This window comes from Ewingella sp. AOP9-I1-14 (genome assembly GCF_052375995.1).
Taxonomy (GTDB): Bacteria; Pseudomonadota; Gammaproteobacteria; order Enterobacterales; family Enterobacteriaceae; genus Ewingella; species Ewingella allii.
Window position 1 is genome coordinate 594,774 of the sequence record NZ_JBQSVA010000002.1, and the last position, 24,764, is coordinate 619,537.

Here is a 24,764-nt window from a genome sequence, read left to right on the forward strand (position 1 = left end):
CGCCCCCTTGCCGGTGTGGGCCGGTGCCCACGGTTTTGAATTTGAATTTAAGAAGCAGGTGTGGGCCGACGCCCACGGTTTTGACCTTGAGATCGTGTGGCAACACGAGGTATTAGTGGGCTTTGGGGCTTGCCCCCACTCCCGCCATCATCCTTACCAAATCCTGCATGCCGAGATTCACCTGATTGATGACCTCACCGGCGTTGCGGCTTAGCGTTACTCCGCCACCTGCGCGACTCACGCAGTTCCCCATGCCGTCGATGGCGGCCATCACGCCGTCGCGGATGCTTTGCGTGAGTTGATCAATTTCAACGGCGGCTTTGCGTGATTGGTCGGCAAGCGAACGGACTTCGCCTGCTACCACGGCGAATCCGCGGCCCTGTTCCCCGGCGTGGGCAGCTTCGATAGTGGCGTTAATCGCCAATAAATTGGTCTGTGAAGAGATTCGGCGTATGGTATCGACCATCTCACCAATGCGTTCAGAGGTTTGACCCAGCTGGCTGATAATGTCCGCCGTGCGCTTGGCAAGTGCTTCAACTTCCTGCATATCCTCTACCGCTTTTTGCACGATAGTCACGCCCTGCGCGGCCGTTTTATCGGTATTTAGCGACAACTCGTGGACGTGAGTCATCATATTTTCCTGCTGGCGCTGCTGGTTCATTTGCACCGTGATGTCTTGGGCGATTTTTACCACTTTCACCACTTTGCCTTCATCGTCCATCACCGGGTTGTAGCTGGCTTCCAGCCATACGCTCTGCCCACGGCTATTCACTCGCTCGAAACGGCCGAGGATAAACTCACCTTTTTTCAGGCGCTGCCAGTGTGAACGGTAATCGTTGGAGTCTCGCCAATCGGGCAGGCAAAACATCGCGTGGGATTTTCCCTGAATATGGTTCAGTGAATATCCCATGACTTTTATAAAGTTGGCATTGGCGGAAAGAATATTGCCTTCAGGGGTAAAGGTTATCAAAGCCATGGAGCGGTCGATTGCTTCTAATAAGCCATGATGATCGTGCGATTCGTTAATACGATCAGTCACATCACTGGCTATTTTAATTATCTCAACCACCTTCCCTTGTTTATTTAAAACGGGGACGTACGTCGCTTCTAACCAAATAAGAGAGCCGTTTTTATGCAGGCGTTTAATATTGCCGCTGACAGACTTGCCCTGCTGTAGCCCTTGCCAGTGCAGCCGATAAGCATCACTGGCAACGAACTCCGGGGTGCAGAATATCTTGTGGGGCTGCCCAACCACCTCATCACGGGTATAACCTATGGTGTTGAGAAATAGGCTATTTGCCTCGGTAACAATACCCTGCGGGGTGAAGACGATCATGGGAACGGCTTGCGAGAGTGCAGAGAATTTATCACGCCATGCCGTGCTGAATTGATGAGTGAAAAGTTGCATAGTGCAGAGACCCTGTGGCTGATTACGTGAATAAGGAAATAACACGTGCGCTGAACGTTAAAATCTACAAAGATTGTAAATTTACATTTAGCTTCGCCCTGGGTCGGTGTATTGGGAGGCTGCTAGAAAAAAAGATAAAAGTAAAAACCTAACGCGATGAATAATTTCACTGGTGACAAAGTGAACTGTTCTTATTATGAATTAATCATAATTTAAACTACTAAAAAAGGAAGGGGTCGCTAGGATTTTTTTTAGCCTGACACATTAATCCGTATCAGGCTAATTAAATGCGGGGAAGAAACAAGGCGTTAGATTAGCCCCAACGCTTTCCTGCCCAGCTTTTTTGCTGCCAAGGGGTGAGGAAAGTCCAGGCCACGAAGCGGCTGATTTTATTCCCCTGAGTCATTTCTATGGTGCGAACGTCCGTCGCTTCCAGCTCTTCCAAAGCTTCATACAGCAGTGGCAAGGTGGTTTTCTTCGACACTAAGACCGTGAACCACAGGCAGTTAGTGCGCTTCTCGGCGCTCTCTTCCGCCATGCGCACCACGAAAGCTTCTTCGCCCCCTTCGCACCACAGCTCGTTGTGCTGGCCGCCGAAGTTCAGTTCAGCTTTGTTTCCGGCGCGGCGATCGAGGCCAAGATTTTGGCGTTTACGCTGGCTGCTACCTGCGGCTTCCTCGGCAGAACCGTGGAATGGCGGATTGCACAGCACCGCGTCGTAGCGCTCGTCGTGACGAATAATGGTATCGAAAATGCGCTGCGGCTTAGACTGCAGGCGGAAACGCACCTGATTGGTCAGCTGCGGGTTGGTAGCAACAATCTTCTTGGCGGCGGCCATGGAAGTGGCGTCAATCTCACTGGCAGTAAAGCGCCATCCGTATTCGCGCAAACCAATGATTGGGTAGATGCAGTTGGCACCCACGCCGATATCCAAAATCGCCAGATCCTTGCCTTTCGGGATCTCGCCATTGTTGCTGCTTGCCAGCAAATCAGCCAAATGGTGAATGTAATCCGCGCGGCCTGGGATTGGCGGGCAGAGATAATCAGCAGGGATATCCCAGTTTTCAATCTGATAGAAGTGACGCAGCAGCGCGCGGTTGAGCGCTTTGACTGCCTGCGGATCGGCGAAGTCTACTGACAAATCGCCCCATTTGTTTTCAGAAACGAACGGGCCAAGCTCCGGGCTGCTGGCAATCAGGGCCGGGAAGTCATAGCGGCTACGGTGGCGGTTACGCGGGTGCAGGCCGCTTTTTTCCTGCGGGAAGATTTTCTTTTGTTCCACCTGAATGACTCTCCGGTATTGTTTGATAAACGAACTATTTCTGAAAACGAATGGCTTTCACAAAGAATTAAAAATTTCTGGCGCGTAAGATACCACAAACTGCCCCTCTCTGCCGGACGTAAAAAAACCGCCATCAGCCGAGCGACCGATAGCGGTTGTCTATCGCGAAGCCTTACTTATGAAAATAGGTCTGTTGCACGAAATCGGCAAAGTCCTGGCACATGGCTTCGTCGCCGTCGGCGCTGTCAGCTAACACGCGTTTGCCGTCCACTACGCGAATATGCGCATTCAGATCGAAATCCGCCGCCGGCTGTTCGCGCTGCGCCGCGGCTTTCATGGTCTGCTGCGCCTCTTCCCACGCCGCCGCCACGGTTTGGTTGCAAGCTTCAGCCAGATAATCAGGGTTGAAACCCTCGCCGGTCTGGTTACGCAGGGTTTCGTCATGGCTAATGCTGTTGCCCGGCGTCCAGTAGTGCTTGGCTAAATCCGGGCCGATGGCCGGGTTGTCGGTCAGATAACCATCGCGTTTAAGGAAGAAGGCGCGGGTTTGTTCGACGGCCATCAGCGCCAACAGGTAGCCCTGATAGGAACAGGCAGATTCCATCGATAACAAGTGAGGAATAGCCATGGTAGGCCGCGGGCTGCCGGTGACACCCAAAATGTGAGTTTCGACATCGCGCGCCAGCGCCAGAATGGCTTCCGGCGTGCGCTTTTCGTCCGGCCACTGGTAGAGCTGCCATTCAAAATAGGGCACCAGCAGAATGTGACGCTCATTGAAGGCGCGCATTGGCTGGCGGGCCGCGATGCTGTCGTGGATAAGGGTATCTGGCACCGACTCGCCCTGAGCATTTTTCGCATAACGCTTCAGCCAGTCGGCATCTTCCAGCAGGCTGTCGCAGAACATAGACTGGGTTTCGGCGTAGGCCATGGAGGTCGGCGGGAACTCTTGCGAGAAGCACGGCGCGTTCTGGCGAATGTTGGCGAAATGCGCCGCGTGGCCGCCCTCGTGGAACAGCGTGTTCAGGCCGCTGCTGCCGCTGCCCACTTGGTCTGGCTTGGCGAGGCTGGTGAAGTTGATCACGCCAGAAACCCAGTCGCCGTTGTCATAGAAGGTTGGCACCGGGCTGTGCATAAAGCCATTTTCATACTTGCCTTCGCGCACCAGCAGGTCGAGCTGCATTTCGGCACCCTGGAAGTCGATATGCAGGCGTTTAAAGCTATCAATCCAGCGGCGCAGCGAGTCGGCAAACGGGAAATAAGGGTCAAGCTGGCGAGTGACGTCTCCGGCGCTGGCAAAACGAATGTTCCACGGCAGCAGGGCGCCATCGCCCTTACGCGCGACCAGCTCATTCAGGCTGCGCACGTTGCCTTCGCGGGTCTGCTCTTCGAAGCGATCCAGAATGGCGAACAGCTGTTCCGGCGTCATACGCTCGGTTTTGTTCACCTTATAATCGAAATAGTTGCGGTAGCCCAACTGGCGGGCAAAACGGTTACGCAGGCCAACCAGCTCTGGGAAGCCGTTGTGCAGCAGCCACTCTTCCAACTCGCGCAGCGCGGTCTGGGAACTGCGGCGGTAAGCCTCATTTTCGTTGTTAGCCTGATTGGTCAGCAGCTCGCCGAGAGAAGCATTCACCCGCTCGCCTTTGGCATTGATATGGGTCAGGCGGTGCGCCTTGCGCTTGGCGAACAGCGCGGATTCGGCCTGAATGATTTCATCCAGCAGCGCCTGCGCCTGTGGGTCTTCAATGGTGTTGCAGTCAAAGAAGCGATACCAGCCCTGCAGGCCGTGCAGCAGCGCCTTGCCCTCTTCGTCGAGGGTCAGCTTTTCCAGCGAGGCAATGTGCTCGCGCAATTCACCCAACCGGCGGGATTCAGAGATAAAACGCTTGTGAGCAGTCTCTGCTGCCGCGAAGTCTGCCGACACGTTTTCGTCGCCAGTTCCCATGTAGTTCTGCCAGAAAAGTTCTTCTTTGGCCTTATGCACCTGCAGATAATCGTGATTTAGGGCATTAAAATAGTCTTGAGCCTTTTTCATGCAGTCTTCTCTATTGATAGGTAACGAGATTATGCATTGAGTGTATGTTTAGACGGCGGTTCTGTCGACATGAGAGAACCGCGGTTGTTACGAGGATGTGAGGCAGGAAAGCTTAGTTTTTCTTCACGAACTCAGATTTGAGTTTCATCTGACCAAATCCGTCAATTTTGCAGTCAATATTGTGGTCACCTTCGCACAAACGGATGCTTTTCACTTTGGTGCCAATCTTGAGCATCGACGAGCTGCCTTTTACTTTGAGATCTTTAATGACGGTCACCGAGTCGCCGTCCACCAGCGTGTTACCGTTGGCATCAACTACCACCAGCGCGTCGTCCTGAGCATCGGCATCCCCTTCCAAAGACCAAACATGTCCACATTCAGGGCAATTGAGCATCGCGCCGTCCTGCCATGTGAATTCAGAACTACAAGCCGGGCAATTGGGTAACTTTTCCATGTATTTATCTCGTTAAATTATTTTTAAAAAAATGAGTAAAATCATAAGAGAAATGATTAATAACGAGTATTTTACCTTTTCAGGATGGAGATGGGTAGATTTATGGGCAGAAACGCAAAATCTAAGTCGAAAGCTGTTCTGCTCCTCCCCTAATTAGGGAAGGAGAAAAGCCCCCTAAAACACCTGTTCAATAATCATCTTGGCCTCCGCCATATCTGCCGAGACCCCCGCCCCGACCAGACAACAGATAAGCTGATTGAGCAATGCCTGCGGGATAGCACGCTCCCCTCGCAAACACGCGTTAGTGAAGGCGACGGTGGTGGCGACGTCTTTACTGTCAGGCAGATCGACATCGGTGAACTCCTGCTTGTCGGCCAGCACCTGCTGCTCGCCGTTAGCGAGAAGATAGATGGCCGGACAGCGCTGCGGGTTGGCGTACACCTCGCCTTCGGTGCCTTGCGACAGCAGCGCGCGCCCTTCCACCTGGCGGAAAAACGATGAAACTTTCTGAATATATTCCGGGTGCGACACGCTCGACAGCCGCAGCACATCTTGCTTGCCGAAAGGCGTGATCAACTTGGCTAGGGTGTGAGCGCTGTTGCGAACGCCCATCTGCCAGCGCAGTGCCAGCTGCTTGTCCATTGGCGGGCAGAGCACGGAAACCGGCACGAAAACCGGCTGCTGGCCTGCATCCAACTGCTGCTGCGCCTGCTGCTGGTCCTGCGCGGGCTCGACACCGAGCTGGTGGAAAATCTCCGCGCTGGTGATGCGCGTCGGGTCTTCATCGACGCCGTGAACCAGCACCGGGAAGCCCAGCTTGCTTAGCAGCATCGCCAACAATGGCGTCAGGTTGGCCTGCTTGCGCGCACCGTTATAAGTGGGGATCACAATCGGCATCGGCCTGTCGGCAGGGGCTTGCAGCTGCATCACCTGCTCTTCCATCGCCTGATAGAAACCGAGCATCTCCTCTTCCGACTCGCCCTTGATGCGCAAAGCAATCAGCAGGCCGCCGAGCTGTAAATCAGGCACTTCGCCCGCCAGCATCTCGCGATACAGCGCCAGCGACTGCTCGCGGTCCAAGTCACGGGCGTGGTTCTTTCCACGGCCCACTTCTTTAATCAGTTTGGTGTAATCCATTGGTCTGCCATGTGATGAAAATCGAATAAGGCCAGCATAACTCAGCCAGCAATCAGGGAAAACGGCAACGCGCCGGTCATTTGTCGGATTTGGCGTTGACCATCGCCTGCGCCAGCGGGCTGGCGTCGCCTTGCAGCTCTTTCAGGCCATCGATTACGCCATTAACGTCTTCGGCGCTACGGTTCTGGCTCAGCTTCCATTTCCCCTCGACTTTGCGCGCCACCAGCTCAAAGCCCACGATGCCTTTCAACTGCGCGGCGATGAAGTTATCAGGGGCGTCACTCACCGCCCACGGCTCTCGCTGCCCCTCTTCATGCTGGGTGGTCAGTGCTTTGAGTAAGGTTAGCAACCAGCCGGGACTGTCGATAATCTTGGCTTCGCCGCTGACCTGCACCGTGGCGTAGTTCCAGGTGGGCACCGTTTTTCCGCCGTTTTGCTGCTTCGAAGGATACCAGGACGGCGAGACATAGCCCTCAACGCCCTGAAACACCACCATGCAATGTCCGTTTTCGGCCAGCGACTTCCACTGGGCATTGCCGCGCGAAAGGTGGGCGCGCAGCGTCAGCTGGCCGTCGGCGTCGACATCCACCAAAAAAGGGATCGGGTTGGCTTCAAAACCCTCAGGCCCGTTGGAAATCAACAGTCCCAGTGGATACTGGCGGATAAGCTCCGCCTGAGCCTGAACGTCTTGTTGTTTAAATGCAGCGGGTAAATACATTGATGAAGTCTCTTAACCGTCAGTTATGAATCTATTGATAACGACGATTAAGAGAACAGTAAAGACACAGTTTTGCGGAAAAGGCGTGGTACAGCTTGGTTAGCGCGCTTTGCGGCGGCGTTTGACCATTTTAGTGGTGCTTTTTAGTCGGTCCGGGCGTTTAACCGAGCCGGGCGCGGGCATTTCTCGCTGCTCAATAGGGAAAATCGGCAGCGCCGCCAGCAGCCGCGAGCCATAGTTTTTGCTGATCAGCCGCCGGTCGTAAATCACGATTTCGCCCCGGCATTCGTGGCTGCGGATCAGACGCCCTACCTGCTGAATCAGGTTGAATGACGCGCTCGGCAGGCTCTGTACTTCAAACGGATAGCGTTTCAGGGTTTTCAGCCACTCGCCCTCGGTCAAAATCACCGGGCTGTCGATTGGCGGAAAGGCAATTTTATGGATGTGCACCTGAGTGAGCAGATCCCCTTTGAGATCCAAGCCTTCGGCAAAGGATTGCAGACCAATTAGCACGCTCGTGGTGCCCGCCTCGACCCGCCGACGGTGCTCCTCCACCAGACGGTAGCGTGGCTGATCGCCCTGCACCAGCAGCATTAGTCTCAGGTCGGGCATCAGGCTGACAAACTGCTGCAACGCCCGATTGCTGGCAAACAGCACCAGTTGGCCTTTGTGTTCACCTTTGGCTAACTCGGCGCGGAAGAAGTCGGCCATCTCTTCCAAATGAGCCGCCTCATTGGCCATCATCGGCTCGTTTTTCATCTGCGGAATTACCAGCTTGCCCTGCTCAATATGGTTAAACGGCGAATCCAGACTGACGAAGCGATCGCCCGCCTTTTCATTCAAACCGGTCATCTCTTGCAGGCGGGAGAAGCTGTTCAGCGAGCGCAGCGTGGCGGAGGTGATCACCACGTGAGGCACCTTGCGCCAAAGCAGTTTTTCCAACTGTTCGCTGACGCGAATGCCCACGCAGTGCAGCATCAGATGGCTTTGATTGTCGAAAAACTCCCGCGTCACCCATTTGCTGATTGGCGCGTTGGAGGCTTTTTCCATCGCCGCCAGCCGCCAGAGCTTGCTCATGGTTTCGAGATAACCCAGCATGCGGCTCATGTGCAAAATCGCCCGATGCAGACGGCCAATGTCGTGTTTGCCAGTCTTTTCGCTGAGATCATTGAGCATGAACTCGGCCAAACCGCGCAGCGCGTCGGTCAGTTTAAACAGCCGCGCGCACTGCTCGGTCAGCTCAGGAGAGAGCGCGCCCATCTCGAAACGGTGCTCGGCCTCCGGCGCGTCGGGCGGCAGATATTGGCTAATCTGCTGCTCAATCGACAACAACAGCTCGCGCATCTCGGCGCAGTGGTTGTGCAGCCGCTCGGCGTTGGTCAGCGGCGGCGGGTTTTTCGGGGTGAATAACCCAAGGCACTGCTCAATCTGGCGAACAAAGTTATCGAGTTGCAGATGGTTCCACACCGCCGAGATATTGGCCTCAACCTCCAGCGCGTCGCGGGCGACGTCGGGCAGGTGGTGGCCTTCGTCGAGCACTAACAGCAGGTCTTTGGCCGGGGGCAGCACCATGTCTGACTCCAGCGCGGCCATCACCAACGCGTGGTTGGTCACCACCACGTCGGCGGTTTCAATCTCTTTTCGCGCCACAAAATAGGGGCACTCTTTATAGTAATGGCAGTTACGGTTCAGGCAGTTAGCCTTGTCGGTACTAATTTTTTCCCACAAGGAGTCCTGAATCATCTGCTGATAGTGGTCGCGCAGGCCATCCCACTGGTAGCGCGCCAGCGCGGTTTCCAGCGTCTTGGAAAACTTCTGCTCTTCTGAGTTTGAAGGTGCCAGCTCGTCGCCGAGGAACAGCCCTAAATCGCCCTGCGCATTCTCGTTGCTCATCATCGACAGGTTGCGCGGGCAGACGTAACGTCGGCGGCCAAAGGCACCGGTGAACTTGAGGTCAGGAATAATCTTTTTCAGCAGCGGAAGGTCTTTGCTGTAGATCTGATCCTGCAACGCCACATTAGCGGTACTGACGATTAACGGCTTCTCCTCCTCACGGCTTACAGCAATGCCGGGGATCAGATAGGACAGGGTTTTGCCCACGCCGGTGGGCGCTTCAATCGCCAAATGACGTGCAGCATCGCCAGAAAACGCCTTGGCAACCTCAGCGATCATCTGTCGCTGTGGCGCTCGGGAGATAAAATCCGGAATTTGTTGTTGCAGGGCTTTGTACCACTGGCTTATCTGATTTTTTACTGCGGGGGAAAGCGCCATTCATCCCTTATAAAATTGAGTTATCGAGAAATTCTGCTACCCATTGTCCCACAGACCGGCCTGCGGATCAGCCTGCAAATCCTGTTTCGGAAGATGTAAATCTAGGTGCATTTGTAAAACAAAAAGAAAGTTCATTTTTTTCTGTCATAAATCGATCACAAACATAAGGTAAAAAATCCTCGCTGTGAAAATTTCAGGCACACATTGAAAGCACAGTACATGAGATGACTCGCGTCCTTTAAATAAAACCCTTTTAGTCTCTTTTTATATCAATAGAGATAATGGGAAAGCAGGGTATATAAAATGAAACATAAGATTCTGGCATTATTAATTCCTGGTTTACTGATTGCATCCGGGGCACACGCAGCCGAAGTTTATAATAAAGACGGTAACAAACTGGACCTGTACGGAAAAGTTAAAGCCGAACATTATATTTCTGATAATGCCGGTGTTGATGGCGACCAGACTTATGTTCGTTTCGGTTTTAAAGGCCAGACACAAATTAACGATATTCTGACCGGTTATGGCCAGTGGGAATATCAAGTCGCTGCAAACCATTCAGAAGCTCAAGGCACCCAAGACACCAAAACGCGTCTGGGCTTTGCCGGTCTGAAATTCGCTCAATATGGCTCATTCGACTACGGCCGTAACTACGGCGCGCTGTACGATGTAGAAGCCTGGACCGATATGTTCCCAGAGTTCGGTGGCGACGGTTACACCAAGGCAGACCGCTTCCTGACAGGCCGTGCTAACGGCGTGGCAACCTACCGTAACCGCGGCTTCTTCGGCCTGGTTGATGGTCTGAACGTCGCCGTTCAGTACCAAGGTAAGAACGAAAACGACGGCCGTTCTCTGAACACGGCTAACGGCGACGGCTACGCGCTGTCTACCACTTACGCCTTCGGTGATTCAGGTGTGAGCGTCGGCGGTGCCTACTCTTCTTCTGACCGTACTTCAGCACAAACTGCGGTTCGTTACGGTAAAGGCGATAAAGCTGACGCGTGGACTGGCGGTCTGAAATATGACAATAACAGCGTTTATTTAGCAGCTATTTATGCTGAAACTCGCAACCTGTACGCTATTTCCGTACCGGGCAGCCTGGCTGGTACTCCTGCATCAGTGAGCGGCTTCGCAAATAAAACTCAGACCTTCGAAACCGTTGCGCAATATCAATTCGACTGGGGTCTGCGTCCATCATTGGGTTATGTTCAGACCAAAGCTAAGGATATTGAAGGCATTGGCGATGCAGATTTGGCGAAATATATCGACGTAGCGACCTATTATTATTTCAACAAAAACATGTCAGCCTTTGTTGATTATAAAATCAACCAGCTGAACGATAATAATACACTGAAACTGAACAACGACGATGTTGTTGCGTTAGGCCTGGTTTACCAGTTCTAACTTGTAGTAAGAAGTAACCTTCATCAAATAAGACCTCATTGTCATAAATTCTCTGTGAACACTTCGCCGGGCTCATCCCCCGGCTTTTTTATTGCCTGTCTCCCGTAACTGACTTTTCACTCTTCCTTAATCCTATGAATCTGCTACAGTTTTGGAGGATTTTCTTACTAATACTAAAAATCAAAGGTGATAGTGAATGAAAAAGATGACGCTGTGCGCCACCGCTGCGCTGGTTATGCTGGCTCTGACGGGCTGTGCGCCAAAAGCTGCCCAAGACCAACAGAAGCTGAACGACCAATCGGTGATGGCCCTCAACTGGTTCCAACAGTCTGGTGAATATCAGGCGCTGACTTATCAGGCTTTCAACGCAGCAACCGTCGCCTTTGACAATGCTAAGCCTTTGGATGGCAAGCCTAAAGCCGTGGTAGTCGATCTCGACGAAACCATGATTGATAACAGCGCCTACAGCGCGTGGCAGGTTAAAGCCAACAAGCCATTCGACAGCAAAACCTGGTCTGAATGGACCGCCGCCAAGCAGGCAACCGCCGTGCCGGGCGCGGTGAATTTCGCCAACTATGTTAACTCCCACGGCGGCACCATGTTCTATGTGTCAAACCGTAAAACCAGCGAATACGCCGCCACGCTGGAAAACCTGAACCGTCTGGGCTTCACCGGCGTGAACGAGAAAACCCTGTTACTGAGCAGCGACACTTCGAACAAACAGGCGCGTTTCGACTCCATCAAAGCCGCGGGTTATAACATCGTGATTTACGCCGGTGACAACCTGAACGACTTCGGTGCCGCGACCTATCACAAAGACAACACCCAGCGTCGCGCCTTCGTAAACCAGAACTACAAGCAGTTCGGCACTCAGTTCATCGTGTTGCCAAACCCACTGTACGGCGACTGGGAAAGCGGCCTGGCTGCGGAATATAACAAGCTGACGCCAGAACAGAAGCTGAAAGTGCGTGATACAAACTTGAAGGCGTGGAACGGGAAATAACCTTTTAGGTTTACCTTAAGGTCAAGTTCAAGGTCGTGGGCGTCGGCCCACACCGACCAAGGGAGGCGTAAACGCGCCTCCCTTGGAACCCTGCGTTTTTTCTTGCTGGTAGATCGAGGCTGCGCAGGGTTGGGATGGACGTGTTTCAGGCACCCTTGTTACAGCTGTGCCGTTTCAGTGGGCTTTTGGATTTAGGCTTGTTCTCTACCATTCGTTAATTCTTTCACCCCAATACCTTAAACATCACCGTGGTCGGCTCAAGTTGTCCTTGCGTTGACATTGCATACTGTGGGATCTGCCCCGCCACCTCATACCCTAACGAGCGATAAAGCCCCTCGGCGGCTCCGTCGGTGATGGTATCCAGCACCAGCAGTTGCTTACCCGCGCTGCGTGCCACTTCTTCAATCGCCACCATCAGCGAACGCGCAATCCCCAAACGACGGGCTGCGGGATGCACCATCAGCTTATTGATCTCTGCCCGATGTGCGCCATTGGCGGGTTGGCTCACCGCCAGTTGTACCGTGCCGACAATCCTGCCGTTCAGCCGGGCCACCAGCAGCCGACGCTCGCCGGAGATGAATGCCGGAATGAGTTTGTGCCAAAACGCCACAGCCTGCGGATGTGCGAACGGCGGAACAAAACCAATGCTCGCCCCCTGCTCTACCGCCAAATTCAGGGTTTCCGCCAATTGGTCGAGGTCCGTTTCACTCAATGCGCCATCAAACACTTCCTTCACTGCCACTTGGTGAATTTTCGACATACAGAGCTTCCTCCTCAGGATGGTTTAAAGATTAAGGCCGGGAAATAGCGATCAGGTAATGGGCGTCATCAGGGCCGGGCACGTGGAAAGCCGAGGTGCCGAACAGCAGGAATCGCATGCTATCGCCCTTCTCCAGCCTGAACTGGCGCTGGTCGAGCGTCAGTTCCAGCACGCCCTCCAGCACCCAAATATGTTGCTCAAGGCCCGCCACCGGCGGCGAGTCATAGGAGATAGTGGCTCCCGCCTGCAGCTTGCCGGTCATCAGTTCAACACGATAGCCATGGGCCGGTGGCGACACCGAACGCCGCTCGAACCCGGTCGCCGTGTCGCACCACACCGACTGCTGCCCGTGGCGAATCAGCTCCGGCGGGTTATCCTCCAACGCCATTAACAGCCGCGAAGTGGTCAAGCCATAAGCCGCGCTCAACTTACCCAACAGCGACGCCGTTGGGCTGGTCTCGCCCCGCTCGATGCGCGAAAGCGTCGCCCGGCTAATCCCCGTTTGCGCTGCCAGCACCTCCAGCGACCAGCCCTGATTCACCCTCAGCCAAGCCAATCGCTCCGCCAATCGCATATCATCATTTAGGTTTTCATCGTCCATCGCCACGCTCCTTAAATTCTCAATATCGAGAACTTATTCCATATATGGGAGTTAAGCAATATGGATAAAGCAAAAATCCTCCCCTGAAACGGCACGGTTGAAAAGCCAGTAAGTCGCATTCAGAAGTGACGCCGAGGGAGTGGTTCGAGACCTGAGGCTCGAAGCCCGAACTGAGGGAATCGCCTAAGCGACGGCACTTCGCGACGATCACTGGAGTTGCTGAAACATGTCCATTCCGACCCTGCGAAGCCTCGAACACGCAGCGATAAAAAGCGCGGGAGTCCAGAGGGCGCGCGCTTTCGCGCCTTCTGGGCCAGTTTGCGTGGCAACGCAAGGTTTTGTGTGGGCAGCAGCCCTCAACTTGTACAACAATAATAAACTTGTACAACTTTCCCCATAACGGCTAGAGTGAAAGGAAGAAGTACGAATATTCAGGAGGGATCTATGTCTCTGTACAGCATAGGGGAAGTGGCGCGTATCTGCGGTATCAACCCTGTCACGCTGCGGGCGTGGCAAAGACGCTACGGGCTGCTCAAGCCACAGCGCAGCGAAGGTGGTCATCGGTTGTTCGACGATAACGACATCGACACCATTCGCACCATTTTGTCTTGGATTAACCGCGGCGTGCCGGTCGGGCAAGTCAGAGCGCTGCTCGAAGGCACTGTCGCACCGCTGCCGAGCGGCTGGGCTCAGTCGGAACAGCGCCTGCTCACCGCCCTGCAAGAGAGCAGCATGCATAAGGTGCGCCAACTGCTGGCCGAACTGGGCCGTGAATATCCGGCAATGGCGCTCATCAACAACGTCATTCGCCCATTGAGAAAACGCCTCGGCTCTGGCGGCCCTTCTCTGCACCTGCTGCGCCATTTGCTCGACGGCATGCTGATCGAGCACGCGGTAATGTGCCTCAACGCCGCGCGCAAAAAGCCCGGCGTGCGCGTAGTGCTGATGGGCTGGGGCGAGATGGACAGCACCGAACTGTGGCTCGAAGCCATTATTCGTAGCGAAGAAGGCGTGCAGATAGACCTGCTGCCGCAGCCGGTGGACGAGCCTTATCTGGAAAACCTGAACGTGCATCAGATTTTAATGTGGTCGGAAGGCCGCCTGACGCGCGTGCAGAAAAACAAGCTGGCCCAGTGGCATGCACAGGGGATCCCGGTGCAACTTCTCGGCAGCAGCGTGCTATTGAACGAGGCAGAAGAATCCCATGACACTGAAGGTCACTGAGTCTGAATCGGTACAGAAAACGCTAGCGCAGTTGGCGGAAGTTTATCGCCAGCTCGACCAAAGCTCGCTGCCCCAACTGGCGCAAATCTACCACCCGCAGGTGATATTTATTGACCCGGTGGGCCAGCACGACGGCATTGCCGCCCTCGAGGGCTACTTTCGCCAATTGCTAAAAAGCGTTAACGACTGCCGTTTCGATATTCAGCAAACCTTAGTGAGTGGCGATGAAGCCACGCTGGTGTGGTGTATGGCCTACTCTCATCCCTCGTTAAAAAAGGGTGAGACGCTCTATCTAGATGGCATTAGCCATTTAAAACTGGCTGAAGATCAGGTGATTTATCAGCGAGATTATTACGATTTGGGGGCCATGCTCTATGAGCACGTGCCACTTCTGGGGCGAGCCATTAAGGCGCTGAAGGCGAGGTTAAAAGCATGAATCATGTTCTGATAACCGGTGCCAGTTCAGGCATTGGCAAACAACTTGCGCTGGACTACGCCGCCGACGGCTGGAAAGTCACCGCCTGCGGGCGCGACCCGCAAAAGCTGGAAGCCCTGACGCGCTTGCACAGCAACATCGAAACCCTGAGCTTTGATATGACCGATCTGGCGCTCACCCGTCAGGCGATGGCATGGGTGCAGGCCGATTTAGTGATTCTGAATGCCGGGACCTGCGAATATCTCGATAACGGGGTGGTGGATGCCGAAAGCGTGACGCGGGTTATTAACACTAATCTTATCGGCCCGGTTAACTGCCTGGATGCGATTTTGCCAGGCATGGCAGCGGGCAGCCGCGTGGCGCTGGTCGGCTCAACCGCCTCGCTGGTGCCCTTGCCTCGCGCCGAAGCCTATGGCGCGTCGAAAGCCGCACTGGCCTACTTCTCCCGCTCGCTGGCTTTGGATTTAGGGCCGCGCAATATTCACGTTTCCACGATTTTGCCGGGCTTTGTGAAAACGCCGCTCACCGATCGCAATGATTTCCCAATGCCGATGATGATCACCGTTGAACAAGCTTCGGCCTATATCCGTAAAGGGCTGGCGAAAGGCGCGAGTGAAATCGCTTTTCCTCCCCGCCTGTCACTGCTGCTCAAAACTATCGCATTGCTGCCACTGGCGCTGCAAAAGCGCCTGACTCAACGACTGGTGAGGTAGAAAACCGATGAAAGTCGCCATTATCGGCAGCGGAATTTCCGGGCTTAGCTGCGCGTGGATGCTGTCCAAACAGTCCCAAAACTGTGATATCACCCTGTTTGAAGCCGCCGACACGCTGGGCGGGCACACCGCCACGGTGGACGTGTCTCTCGACGGGCGCGATTACGCCATTGATACCGGCTTTATCGTGTACAACACCCGCACCTATCCGAATTTCATCGCGCTGCTGCGCGAACTCGGTATTCAGGGCCAGCCGACCGAAATGAGCTTTTCGGTGCATAACCCGGCCAGCGGGCTGGAGTACAACGGCCACACTCTGAACACCCTGTTTGCCCAGCGGCGCAACCTGTTTAAGCCTAAGTTCTGGCGCTTCTTGCGGGAAATTCTGCGCTTCAACAAGCTGTGCAAAATGCGCCTGAATAACCCGGCCAATGATGAAGTGACACTCGGCGATTTGCTGGACCAAAACCAGTTTTCCGACTTTTTTGCCCTGCACTACATTCTGCCGATGGGCGCGGCGATCTGGTCATCGTCGCTGGACGACATGTCCAAATTCCCGCTGTCGCTGTTCTTGCGCTTCTTCGAGAATCACGGCCTGCTGGACGTCACCAACCGCCCGCAGTGGATGGTGGTGCCGGGCGGCTCGCGGGAATATATCCGCCGCATGCAGCAAAAGTTACCCGCCAGCGTCGAGCTACTGACCTCCACGCCGGTTCACAGCGTGGTGCGCCACGGGGCGGGCGTCACCCTGCAAACCTCGCGCGGGGCCGAGCATTTTGATCAGGTGATTTTCGCCTGTCACGCCGACCAAACCCTGAGACTGCTGGGGGAAAATGCCACCGAGGATGAAAAAGACATTCTGGGCGCGCTGCCTTATCAGTCAAATGAGGTGATTCTGCACACTGACCGCCGCCATCTGCCGAAACAGCAACGCGCCTGGGCCAGTTGGAATTATCAATTGCCAGTTGAATTCCCGGACGCTAACACCCGCCGCGCCAGCGTCACCTACAACATGAACATTCTGCAAGGGCTGGACGCGCCGCACACCTTCTGCGTGTCGCTCAACCCGACGACGCCAGTAGACGAAAGCAAAATCCTGTTCCGCGCCCACTATATGCACCCGGTGCTGAACCTCGCTAGCCACTGCGCCCAGCTGCAACGCGGCTGGATTAACGGCCACCATCGCAGCTGGTTCTGCGGCGCGTATTGGTACAACGGCTTCCATGAAGATGGGGTCAACAGCGCCAAAGACGTGGTGGAAGAGATGCTGAAAACCCATCCTGCGCTGCTGCAACCTCGCGCCGAGCGGGCCGCATCATGAACAGCACCCTGTATGTTGGCAATGTGCGTCATCGCCGGTTTACCCCGGTCGATCACGCATTCAACTACGGGATCTTTATGCCGCTTATCGATCTCGATGAGCTGGATGAGCTACATCGGGTAGGGATTCGGCTGGAGAAGTTCTCCTCTGCGACCTTTAAGCGCAGCGACTATCTGGGCGGCGGCGACATCAAAACCAAAGCGCAGGAACGCATTGCCGAACTGACCGGTGAACGCCTGACTGGCCGCGTGATGCTGCTCTGCCAGCTGCGCTACTTCGGCCTGTACTTTAATCCGGTCAACTTTTATTACCTGTATGACCATCTGGGTGAACTGCGCTGGATGCTGGCCGAAGTGCGCAACACGCCGTGGAACGAGCGCCATACCTACGCCGTGCTACCCGATGGCAGCCAGCCCGTGGCGAAAGCCTTTCACGTTTCGCCTTTCAACCCGATGGACATGGTGTACCACTGGCGGCTAACCCCGCCGGGCAAGCAGTTGTTGGTGCATATTGAGAACCATCGCAAAACCCGGGAATTCGACGCCACCCTGACTCTCAGGGCGCAGCCGCTGACCCGACAAACTCTGCGTAAACAGCTATGGCAGTTGCCGCTGATGACGATGAAAACCGCCGTCACCATTTACTGGCAGGCCCTGAAACTGTGGCTGAAACGCGCCCCTATTTACGCTCACCCTCCTGCTGATAAGGACTGACCCATGAGCCATCCAGATATGCAGCTTGCCCGTGAGGGCGCAGACAGTCGTCGTAGTCGAGCGGCGCGGGGTTTGATCCTCAGCGTGCTGAAACAGCTACGCGGCGCGGGCCTGACTATTCAGGAGCCGGGCGGCCAGACGCTGTTCTTTGGCGAGGAGCACGCGCCCTTACAAGGGGTGATTGAAGTGCAACGGCTGCGCGCCTATCGCCGCGTTTTGCTCGGTGGCAGTATCGCGGCGGGTGAGAGCTTTATCGACGGCGACTGGACGACGCCCAACCTGACTGCCGTTTTGCAACTCTTGGCTGAGAACTTGGGTCTGGTGGATAAAATCGAAGCGCGCCTGAGTTGGTTAAGTACGCCGGTCAACGGCCTGATTCACCTGCTGCGCAGCAACAGCCGCAAGCAGGCGCGTAAGAACATTTCGGCCCATTACGACTTGGGGAATGAGTTCTATCAGGGCTTCCTTGATAGCCAAATGCTCTACTCGTCGGCGTGGTTTCAAGACCCGCAGATGACGCTGGAACAGGCGCAGCAGGCCAAAATGCGCCGCCTGTGTGAGCAATTACAGCTACGTGCCGAAGACCATTTATTGGAGATCGGCACTGGCTGGGGGGCGATGGCCGAATTCGCCGCCCGCGAGTACGGCTGCCGGGTTACTACTACCACCATTTCCCGCGAGCAGTTCGATTTTGCGGTGAAACGCATTGAACAGGCCGGATTGAGCGACCGCGTCACCGTGCTGTTCGAGGACTATCGCGCCCTGCGCGGGCAGTACGACAAGCTGGTTTCCATCGAGATGATCGAGGCCGTTGGCAAACGCTACCTGCCGACCTTCTTCAAACGCTGTAACGAGCTGCTGAAACCTCAGGGTCGCATGGCCTTGCAGGCCATCACCATCGCCGACCAGCGCTACAAGTATTACAGCCGCAACGTCGATTTTATCCAGCGCTACGTTTTCCCCGGCGGCTTCCTGCCGTCGATCACCGCCATGAGCGAGGCCATGACGCGCCACACCGGCTTAGTGGTTCGCGACCTGTTCGATATTGGCTCCGACTACGCCCGCACCCTGCACGAATGGCGCGAGCGGGTGGTCAATTATTGGAATGGCCAAACCGTCCCCGACAGCGACGATCGCTTCCGCCGCCTGTGGCTGTTTTATCTCTGCTACTGCGAGGCGGGGTTCAGGGCGAGGACTATTAGCACGGTACAGATGACGGTTGAGAGGCGATAACCCTCTCTGTGCATTGAGCACGCTTCAAACCACTCCTCATCCCAGCCTTCTCCTCTGAAAGGAGAAGGAGAAAAAGTCTTCCCAGGGATCACGCATGAAGCTGATTTTTGCCTGTTTACTGTCGCTGATGGCGTTCGCCGCGCAGGCCACGCCTGCATGGAGCTCATGGCCGGAGGTGGGTCACGCCACCCTGACCTGGGGGCCGTTTGACGTTTATCACTCGCAGCTGCGCACGCCGAATGGCCATTATCAGGCGGCGCAGTGGCCGCAGGCGCTGAGCATTGAATATCTGCGCAGCATAAGTCGGGAAGAGTTGGTAAAAGCGACGGGCGAGCAGTGGGAAAAGCTCGGATTATTGCCCAAGGCGCAGCACAACGGCTGGTCTGAACAAGTGGCAAAAACCTGGCCTGACGTCAGCGAAGGCAGCCAAATCACCTTTCTGGCGGATACCGATGGCGGACAGTTTTACTATCGCGCCCCCGACAGCGTGTTGACCGAGCCTCTTGGCGAGCATTTCAGCGCAGATTTTCGCGACGCCTTTCTCGCCATTTGGTTGTCGCCCGCTACGCAATATCCCGATTTACGCAAAGACCTGATTGGCGACACCACGCCATAACCTTGAGGATTTATCATGCTCAGATTAAGCAATGCTCTGAAAGGATTGATGCTGCTCACCCTGATTTTTCTCGCCGGCTGTAGCGCCGATATCAAGGATTACCAGCAGTCCCAGCCAAAGCTGGATATCTTTAGCTATTTCCAGGGCGACAGCGTGGCTTACGGGATGGTGCAGGACTACACCAACAAGCAGACTCGGCGCTTTTCGGTGAAGATTCACGGCGACGTGGTCGGCCCTACCCTGACATTGCATGAAGATTTCGTCTATGACGACGGCGAGAAGCAGACCCGCGTCTGGCATATCCGCAAACTGGACGATGGCAGCTACAGCGGCACCGCGGGCGATATCATCGGCACCGCCACCGGCCACGCGGCAGGCAACGCCTTCAACTGGAAATACGTCATGGATGTGAAAGCCAGCGGCAGCACCTATCGCCTGACCTTCGACGACTGGATTTTCCAGCAGGATGATAAGCATCTGTTTAATGTGACTTCACTGAAGAAATTCGGGGTGGAAGTGGCGAAGGTGACTCTATTTTTTGAGAAGAAATGATGAGTTGAGCGACTCATGTGCGCTTTCTTTTCAATTGCATCTTTAAGGTCAAGGTCGTGGGCGTCGGCCCACACCGTTTTTAAAGTCAAAACCGTGCGCTGCCGCCACACCGGCCTTGAGGGGCGCCTATCGCCGCGCCCCTCAAGACTCCCCGGCTCTTTACTGCGCGCTCCGCTCGTTGGGCGGACGTGTTTCAGGTACTTCAATTATCCACCGCAAAATGTCGCCGCTTAGGCGGTGCCTTCGCTTCAGGCTTCGAGCCTTTGGTCTCGAACCATTCGCTCAGCGCCATTTTTGAGCGCGGTTTTGAGGCATCTAAACCGAGCCGTTTCAGTTAGTTTTGCCTTGCTCCCTCCCAGCCTCCCACTGAAACGGCACGGTTGAAATGCCAGTAGGTCGCGTTCAGAAGTGACGCCGAATGAACGGTTCGAGACCAAAGGCTCGAAGCCTGAAATTCGGGAACCGCCTAAGCGGCGGCACTTCGCGACGATCACCGTGGCCGCTGAAACACGTCCATTCCAACCCTGCGCAGCCTCGATCTTCCAACAGCAAAGAACGTAGGATTCCAAAGGGTTTCGTTTAAAACCCTTTGGGCCAGTGTGGGCGGCGAGCCCACGGTTTTGAACTAGAATTTGAAGATTTAAAGACTCACCGGTTAGTCTTAACCTCCTGAATCACCGCCGGTTTCCTCCCAAACACAAACTTGCCAAGGGTCACCAACAGCACCGCGCACAAAATCACTACCAGCGCGACCCACTCTACTGGGGATAACCATTCGCCGCCGAAGCTTATGCCTATCAGCACGGCGACGATGGGGTTGACGTAGGCGTAGCTGGTGGCGATGGCCGGGCGGACGGTTTTCAGCAGGAACATATAGGCGCTAATGGCAATCATCGAGCCGAACACCATCAGGTAGCCGAGCGCCAGAAAACCACTCAGCGACGGCGTGGCAGCGAGTTTTTCGCCATTCAAATAACTGGCGGCCAGCAGCACGACGCCCGCGACAATCATCTCGGCGGCACCGGCCATCAGGCCAGTTGGCAAGGTCAGGCGTGAACTCCATACCGAGCCAAAAGCCCAGCTGATGGAGGCGATCAAAATCAGTACCGCGCCCCAGGGATTTCCGCCGAGGCTGCTGCCAGTATTCAACAACACAATGCCAAACAGGCCGATGGCGACGCCGGTCCACTCCAGTCGGCTGTTCGGCATCCCCCACAGGCGGCTGAAACATAAAGTAAAAAGCGGCACGGTGGCGACCATCACGGCGGCAATGCCGGAGGGCACGTCCAAATGCTCGGCGACGGTCACCAGGCCATTGCCCACCGCCAGCAGCAGAATGCCGATGGCCCCCGCCGACAGCCACTGTTTCAGCGTCGGGAACTTATAGCCGCGCAGTAGCAAAAAGGTGAACATCACGCAGCCCGCGATGAAAAAGCGCAGGCCGGCCATCATCAGCGGCGGCCAGCTCTCTACGCCGATACGAATGACAAAATAGGTCGAACCCCAGATAAAATACAACGCGAAAAGTGCACCGATTAAAGGCAGCAGGGAGCGAAAGGCTGTTCGGGTCATGGTAAGTACTTTTTTAGAATTAGTTAGAAGGCGAACAGTTAACGCTATTGCTCAGCAGAGCGGCAAGTAAATATGTGCTATTACGTCCAGATGTTACGAAAAAGTTTCTTTAGCACGCGGTTTGCACCGAAAACCTCTCCGCGAGGTAACAAGCGCATCAATAGACTGTTGCAGGAGGGGGCAAACGACTTATAATTCCGGGCAATTATTTAAGAGGTTCGCAAATGAATACGTTCGGCAAAAAATGTCTTATCGCCCTGTTCGGCCTGATGGCTATTGGCGCAATCGGCGGCGTGATGGTGGCAGGTTACGCAGTGGTGATTCAGGAAGATAAAGCGCCAGATACCAGCTCCGCTCCTTCCGTGGTTCCTGCACCAGCTACACAAAACGCGTCCTAAGACGCGTTTCGATTCAAAACTCCCCCGCTTTTCTGCCGCGCTATTCCTGCGGCGGAGTCACCTGCCAGCATTGCAGGCGACGGCTCCAGCGTTCGAAAGCCATATCCACAATGATCGCCAGCAAGGCGACAATGATCGCCCCCTGCAACACATAGGCCGTGTTAAACCCACTCAGGCCAATCACGATCGGCGAGCCGAGACTCTGGGTACCGACGCTTGAGGCAATCGCCGCGGTGCCGATGTTGATGATCACCGAGGTGCGAATACCGGAGACAATCACCGGCGCCGCCAGTGGGATCTCCACCTTGCGCAGAATTTGCCAGCGGCTCATGCCGACGCCCTGCGCGATTTCCCGCGCCGAAGCCGGGACTGACTCAATCCCGGCAATGGTCCCTTGCAGGATAGGCAGCAGCCCGTACAGCACCAGCGCGATAATCGCCGGTTTCTCACTAAAGCCCATCACCGGCACCGCCACGGCTAATACTGCAACCGGCGGAAACGTCTGACCCATCGCCACAATGGTTTCCACCAGCGAGCGAAACTCCTTACCCGCGTGGCGCGTAACGCCAATCCCCGCCGCCACGCCAATCACCACGGCAATCAGGCTAGAGATGCCCACCAGCAGCAAGTGCGCACGCACCAGCGAGGCAAAGCTCTCTTGCAGATACACCGGGCGGTCTAGCGCTGGAAACATCCAGTGGAATAAGCCGCCGAGCGAGGTCATGCCGAACACCAGCGCGACCAGCAGCAGGATCACCCATGGCAGCGGATCTTTCAGCCAACGCAAGGTCATGCTTCACTCCTTTCGGCCACCAAATCGCCAAAGTGCAGCACGCCCAGCGGCTGCCCGGCGTCATCAATCACCGGCAGCTGCTCGACGTGGCGGGCGACAAAGACCGACAGCGCTTCACGCAGCGTCATGGAGGCGGCAATCGGCTCAAGGGAAATTGGCAAGGTTTCGCCGCGACGGGTGCGCTCGCCCACCAGCCCTAAAGAGAGCAGCTTGATGCCCATGTCGCTGCGCCCGAAGAAGTCACGCACAAACGGCGTGGCGGGCTTGGTGAGCATTTCCAGCGGCGTGCCCTGCTGAATCACCTGCCCTTCATTGAGCAACACAATGCGGTCCGCCAGGCTCAGCGCTTCATCAATATCATGCGTCACCAGCACAATGGTGCGATTAGTAAGCTGATGAATTCGCGCCACTTCTTGCTGCAAAGTGGCGCGAGTGACTGGGTCAAGGGCGCCAAAAGGTTCGTCCATTAACAGCACTTCGGGGTCAGAGGCCAGTGCGCGAGCCACGCCCACGCGCTGCTGCTGGCCGCCAGAAAGCTGGTGCGGGTAGCGATGGCGGAACTGGTTTGGGTCGAGATGCAGCAGCTCCATCAGCTCGGTCACGCGGTCGCGAATTTTGGCCTTCGGCCATTTGAGCAGTTGCGGCACGGTGGCGATATTCTCTTCCACCGTCCAGTGCGGGAACAGGCCGATTGACTGAATGGCGTAACCCATACGGCGGCGCAGATCCTGCGCGCGGAACTGGCTGATAGGCTCCCCGGCAAAGGTGATCTGCCCCTGATCGTGCTCCACCAGACGGTTAATCATCTTCAGCGTCGTGGATTTGCCCGAGCCGGAGGTGCCAATCAGCACCGTAAACTCGCCCTTGGACATCTCCAGCGTCAGATCCCGAACCACCGCTTTTCCGGCGAAGTGCTTGCTTACCTGATTGAAATGAATCATCTGCGTGAGGTTTCCAACATTGAGACTAAGAATTTAAAGATGCCATCGACGATGACTGCCATTAGAACCACTGGGATCACCCCGAGCAGAACCAGATCCAGCGCGCTGCTCAGCAGCCCCTGGAACATAATGGCGCCGAAGCCGCCTGCGCCAATCAGCGCGGCCACCACCGCCATACCGACGGTTTGCACCGCGACGATGCGAATACCGGTGAGGATCACCGGCAGCGCGATAGGAATTTGTACTTTGTAAAACACCTGTAGCCGGTTCATCCCCATGCCGCGTGCCGACTCAATCACGCCCGGAGAGACCGAATCCAACCCGGCAATCACGCTACGCACCAGCGGCAACAGCGAATAGAGCACCAGCGCGATAATCGCCGGGGCCAGCCCGATGCCGCTGATACCGTGCTCCGCCAGCCACGGCAGCGCCTTCGCCAGCCCGGCAAGGGGCGCCAGCAGCAGGCCAAACAGCGCAATCGAAGGCACCGTTTGAATGATGTTGAGCACCGAGAGGATCGGCGTCTGCCAGCGAGCCGAGCGATGGCAAATAATGCCCAGCGGCAGGCCGAGCAAAATGGCCGGAACCAGCGTGCCAAACAGAATACCGAGATGCTGCCACAGCGCGTCATTGAACACGTCGGAGCGATTGTCATACTCTTTGAGCAGCGACAGTTCGCTCAGCTGGCCGGTGATAATCAGCGCAATCACCGGAATAACCACCTGCACGTTGAGCAGGATGCGCCACGTCGGGCTCTTGGTAATGCGGGAAATGGCATCAGAGGCGATAAGCAGAGAGAGCGCCGCGCTGGCCCAGAATGCCCCGCCGAGCGAGGTTCTCGCCACGCTATCTTCATCTCCGCCGGTCAGCGCAATAGCCGCGTGGCCGGTCAACGCCGTCAGGCCAAACAGCAAGATTTCCGCCAGCAGCATCACCACAATCATGTTGCGGCGCGAAGGGGTAAAGAAGGAGAGCAGCAGCAGGAGCAGCACCGGCAGCAGCAGCCACAGGCTCTGCCCGTCGAGCAGGCTGGCGAGGGAGATCCCTTTGCCAGACACCAGTCGGTTCGGGGCATGGCTCAGAAAGGCCAGGCCGCTTCCGGCGGCAACAATCAGAATAACCAGCGTCAGTAGTACGCGATTTTTAACGAAGTCCCGGGTCAAAAAAGTCACCTAAATC

General features: G+C 55.6%; 24 protein-coding genes. 11 read left to right on the top strand and 13 right to left on the bottom strand.

What is annotated here, in order from left to right:
- Positions 1-112: 112 nt before the first annotated feature.
- From ACT3RT_RS07880 to dinG, 7 genes are all read right to left on the bottom strand, one after another.
- Positions 113-1,408, bottom strand: a complete 1,296-nt coding sequence (locus ACT3RT_RS07880) for a methyl-accepting chemotaxis protein (protein WP_353501461.1) — start codon at positions 1,406-1,408, stop codon at positions 113-115.
- A 313-nt stretch (positions 1,409-1,721) separates the two neighbouring features.
- On the bottom strand, positions 1,722-2,690 hold the full coding sequence (rlmF, locus tag ACT3RT_RS07885) for a 23S rRNA (adenine(1618)-N(6))-methyltransferase RlmF (protein ID WP_353501460.1): 969 nt from the start codon (positions 2,688-2,690) through the stop codon (positions 1,722-1,724).
- Positions 2,691-2,862: 172 nt separating this feature from the next.
- The gene (locus ACT3RT_RS07890; RefSeq protein WP_496202781.1) at positions 2,863-4,725 is read right to left on the bottom strand and encodes a M3 family metallopeptidase; all 1,863 of its coding nucleotides are present in this window, start codon (positions 4,723-4,725) and stop codon (positions 2,863-2,865) included.
- A gap of 112 nt (positions 4,726-4,837) precedes the next feature.
- Positions 4,838-5,179: a zinc ribbon domain-containing protein YjdM gene (locus ACT3RT_RS07895; RefSeq protein ID WP_353501458.1), complete on the bottom strand. Its 342-nt coding sequence runs from the start codon at positions 5,177-5,179 to the stop codon at positions 4,838-4,840.
- A gap of 174 nt (positions 5,180-5,353) precedes the next feature.
- The gene (gene ybiB / locus ACT3RT_RS07900; RefSeq protein ID WP_353501457.1) at positions 5,354-6,316 is read right to left on the bottom strand and encodes a DNA-binding protein YbiB; all 963 of its coding nucleotides are present in this window, start codon (positions 6,314-6,316) and stop codon (positions 5,354-5,356) included.
- A 76-nt stretch (positions 6,317-6,392) separates the two neighbouring features.
- The gene (locus tag ACT3RT_RS07905; protein ID WP_496202782.1) at positions 6,393-7,034 is read right to left on the bottom strand and encodes an FMN-binding negative transcriptional regulator; all 642 of its coding nucleotides are present in this window, start codon (positions 7,032-7,034) and stop codon (positions 6,393-6,395) included.
- Between the two features lie 99 nt (positions 7,035-7,133).
- A complete protein-coding gene (gene dinG, locus ACT3RT_RS07910; RefSeq protein WP_353501455.1) occupies positions 7,134-9,305 on the bottom strand; it encodes an ATP-dependent DNA helicase DinG in 2,172 nt (723 codons plus the stop codon).
- A gap of 303 nt (positions 9,306-9,608) precedes the next feature.
- On the opposite strand from dinG, the gene ompC reads away from it, so the two are divergent.
- Together ompC and ACT3RT_RS07920 are read left to right on the top strand one after the other, a co-directional pair.
- The gene (gene ompC / locus ACT3RT_RS07915; RefSeq protein ID WP_185688226.1) at positions 9,609-10,709 is read left to right on the top strand and encodes a porin OmpC; all 1,101 of its coding nucleotides are present in this window, start codon (positions 9,609-9,611) and stop codon (positions 10,707-10,709) included.
- Positions 10,710-10,905: 196 nt separating this feature from the next.
- Positions 10,906-11,712 carry a 5'-nucleotidase, lipoprotein e(P4) family gene (locus ACT3RT_RS07920; RefSeq protein WP_396131939.1) on the top strand — a complete coding sequence of 269 codons (807 nt, stop codon included), beginning with the start codon at positions 10,906-10,908 and terminating at the stop codon, positions 11,710-11,712.
- A 223-nt stretch (positions 11,713-11,935) separates the two neighbouring features.
- Here ACT3RT_RS07920 and ACT3RT_RS07925 read toward each other — a convergent pair whose 3' ends face one another.
- Complete coding sequence (locus ACT3RT_RS07925) at positions 11,936-12,472, bottom strand: GNAT family N-acetyltransferase (RefSeq protein WP_496202783.1); 537 nt, start codon at positions 12,470-12,472, stop codon at positions 11,936-11,938.
- Positions 12,473-12,503: 31 nt separating this feature from the next.
- Complete coding sequence (locus tag ACT3RT_RS07930; RefSeq protein WP_496202784.1) at positions 12,504-13,073, bottom strand: helix-turn-helix domain-containing protein; 570 nt, start codon at positions 13,071-13,073, stop codon at positions 12,504-12,506.
- 444 nt (positions 13,074-13,517) lie between these two features.
- Between ACT3RT_RS07930 and ACT3RT_RS07935 the strand changes: the two genes are divergently transcribed.
- From ACT3RT_RS07935 to ACT3RT_RS07970, 8 genes are all read left to right on the top strand, one after another.
- Positions 13,518-14,297: a MerR family transcriptional regulator gene (locus ACT3RT_RS07935; RefSeq protein ID WP_353501450.1), complete on the top strand. Its 780-nt coding sequence runs from the start codon at positions 13,518-13,520 to the stop codon at positions 14,295-14,297.
- Positions 14,278-14,733, top strand: coding sequence for a nuclear transport factor 2 family protein (locus tag ACT3RT_RS07940; protein ID WP_353501449.1), 456 nt, complete (start codon positions 14,278-14,280; stop codon positions 14,731-14,733). Before ACT3RT_RS07935 ends, ACT3RT_RS07940 begins: the two co-directional genes overlap by 20 nt.
- Positions 14,730-15,446, top strand: a complete 717-nt coding sequence (locus ACT3RT_RS07945; RefSeq protein WP_353501448.1) for an SDR family NAD(P)-dependent oxidoreductase — start codon at positions 14,730-14,732, stop codon at positions 15,444-15,446. The genes ACT3RT_RS07940 and ACT3RT_RS07945 overlap by 4 nt, the downstream gene beginning before the upstream one ends.
- 7 nt (positions 15,447-15,453) lie before the next feature.
- Positions 15,454-16,767, top strand: a complete 1,314-nt coding sequence (locus tag ACT3RT_RS07950; protein ID WP_353501447.1) for an NAD(P)/FAD-dependent oxidoreductase — start codon at positions 15,454-15,456, stop codon at positions 16,765-16,767.
- Entirely contained in the window at positions 16,764-17,480 is a 717-nt protein-coding gene (locus tag ACT3RT_RS07955; protein WP_496202785.1) for a DUF1365 domain-containing protein, read from the top strand. Before ACT3RT_RS07950 ends, ACT3RT_RS07955 begins: the two co-directional genes overlap by 4 nt.
- Before the next feature lie 3 nt (positions 17,481-17,483).
- A complete protein-coding gene (locus ACT3RT_RS07960; protein ID WP_496199627.1) occupies positions 17,484-18,713 on the top strand; it encodes a class I SAM-dependent methyltransferase in 1,230 nt (409 codons plus the stop codon).
- 94 nt (positions 18,714-18,807) lie between these two features.
- Entirely contained in the window at positions 18,808-19,329 is a 522-nt protein-coding gene (locus ACT3RT_RS07965) for a hypothetical protein (protein ID WP_496202786.1), read from the top strand.
- A gap of 15 nt (positions 19,330-19,344) precedes the next feature.
- Entirely contained in the window at positions 19,345-19,881 is a 537-nt protein-coding gene (locus ACT3RT_RS07970) for a DUF3833 domain-containing protein (RefSeq protein ID WP_496202787.1), read from the top strand.
- A gap of 648 nt (positions 19,882-20,529) precedes the next feature.
- On the opposite strand, the gene yedA is transcribed toward ACT3RT_RS07970, so the two are convergent.
- The gene (yedA, locus tag ACT3RT_RS07975) at positions 20,530-21,453 is read right to left on the bottom strand and encodes a drug/metabolite exporter YedA (RefSeq protein ID WP_496202788.1); all 924 of its coding nucleotides are present in this window, start codon (positions 21,451-21,453) and stop codon (positions 20,530-20,532) included.
- 224 nt (positions 21,454-21,677) lie between these two features.
- On the opposite strand from yedA, the gene ACT3RT_RS07980 reads away from it, so the two are divergent.
- Complete coding sequence (locus ACT3RT_RS07980; protein WP_185688239.1) at positions 21,678-21,851, top strand: YohO family small membrane protein; 174 nt, start codon at positions 21,678-21,680, stop codon at positions 21,849-21,851.
- Positions 21,852-21,891: 40 nt separating this feature from the next.
- On the opposite strand, the gene ACT3RT_RS07985 is transcribed toward ACT3RT_RS07980, so the two are convergent.
- The 3 genes from ACT3RT_RS07985 to ACT3RT_RS07995 are packed head-to-tail and all read right to left on the bottom strand — an operon-like array spanning position 21,892 to position 24,748.
- Entirely contained in the window at positions 21,892-22,644 is a 753-nt protein-coding gene (locus ACT3RT_RS07985; protein ID WP_353501441.1) for an ABC transporter permease, read from the bottom strand.
- Positions 22,641-23,585 carry an ABC transporter ATP-binding protein gene (locus ACT3RT_RS07990; RefSeq protein ID WP_496202789.1) on the bottom strand — a complete coding sequence of 315 codons (945 nt, stop codon included), beginning with the start codon at positions 23,583-23,585 and terminating at the stop codon, positions 22,641-22,643. Before ACT3RT_RS07990 ends, ACT3RT_RS07985 begins: the two co-directional genes overlap by 4 nt.
- The gene (locus tag ACT3RT_RS07995) at positions 23,582-24,748 is read right to left on the bottom strand and encodes an ABC transporter permease (RefSeq protein WP_496202790.1); all 1,167 of its coding nucleotides are present in this window, start codon (positions 24,746-24,748) and stop codon (positions 23,582-23,584) included. The genes ACT3RT_RS07990 and ACT3RT_RS07995 overlap by 4 nt, the downstream gene beginning before the upstream one ends.
- Positions 24,749-24,764: the final 16 nt, after the last annotated feature.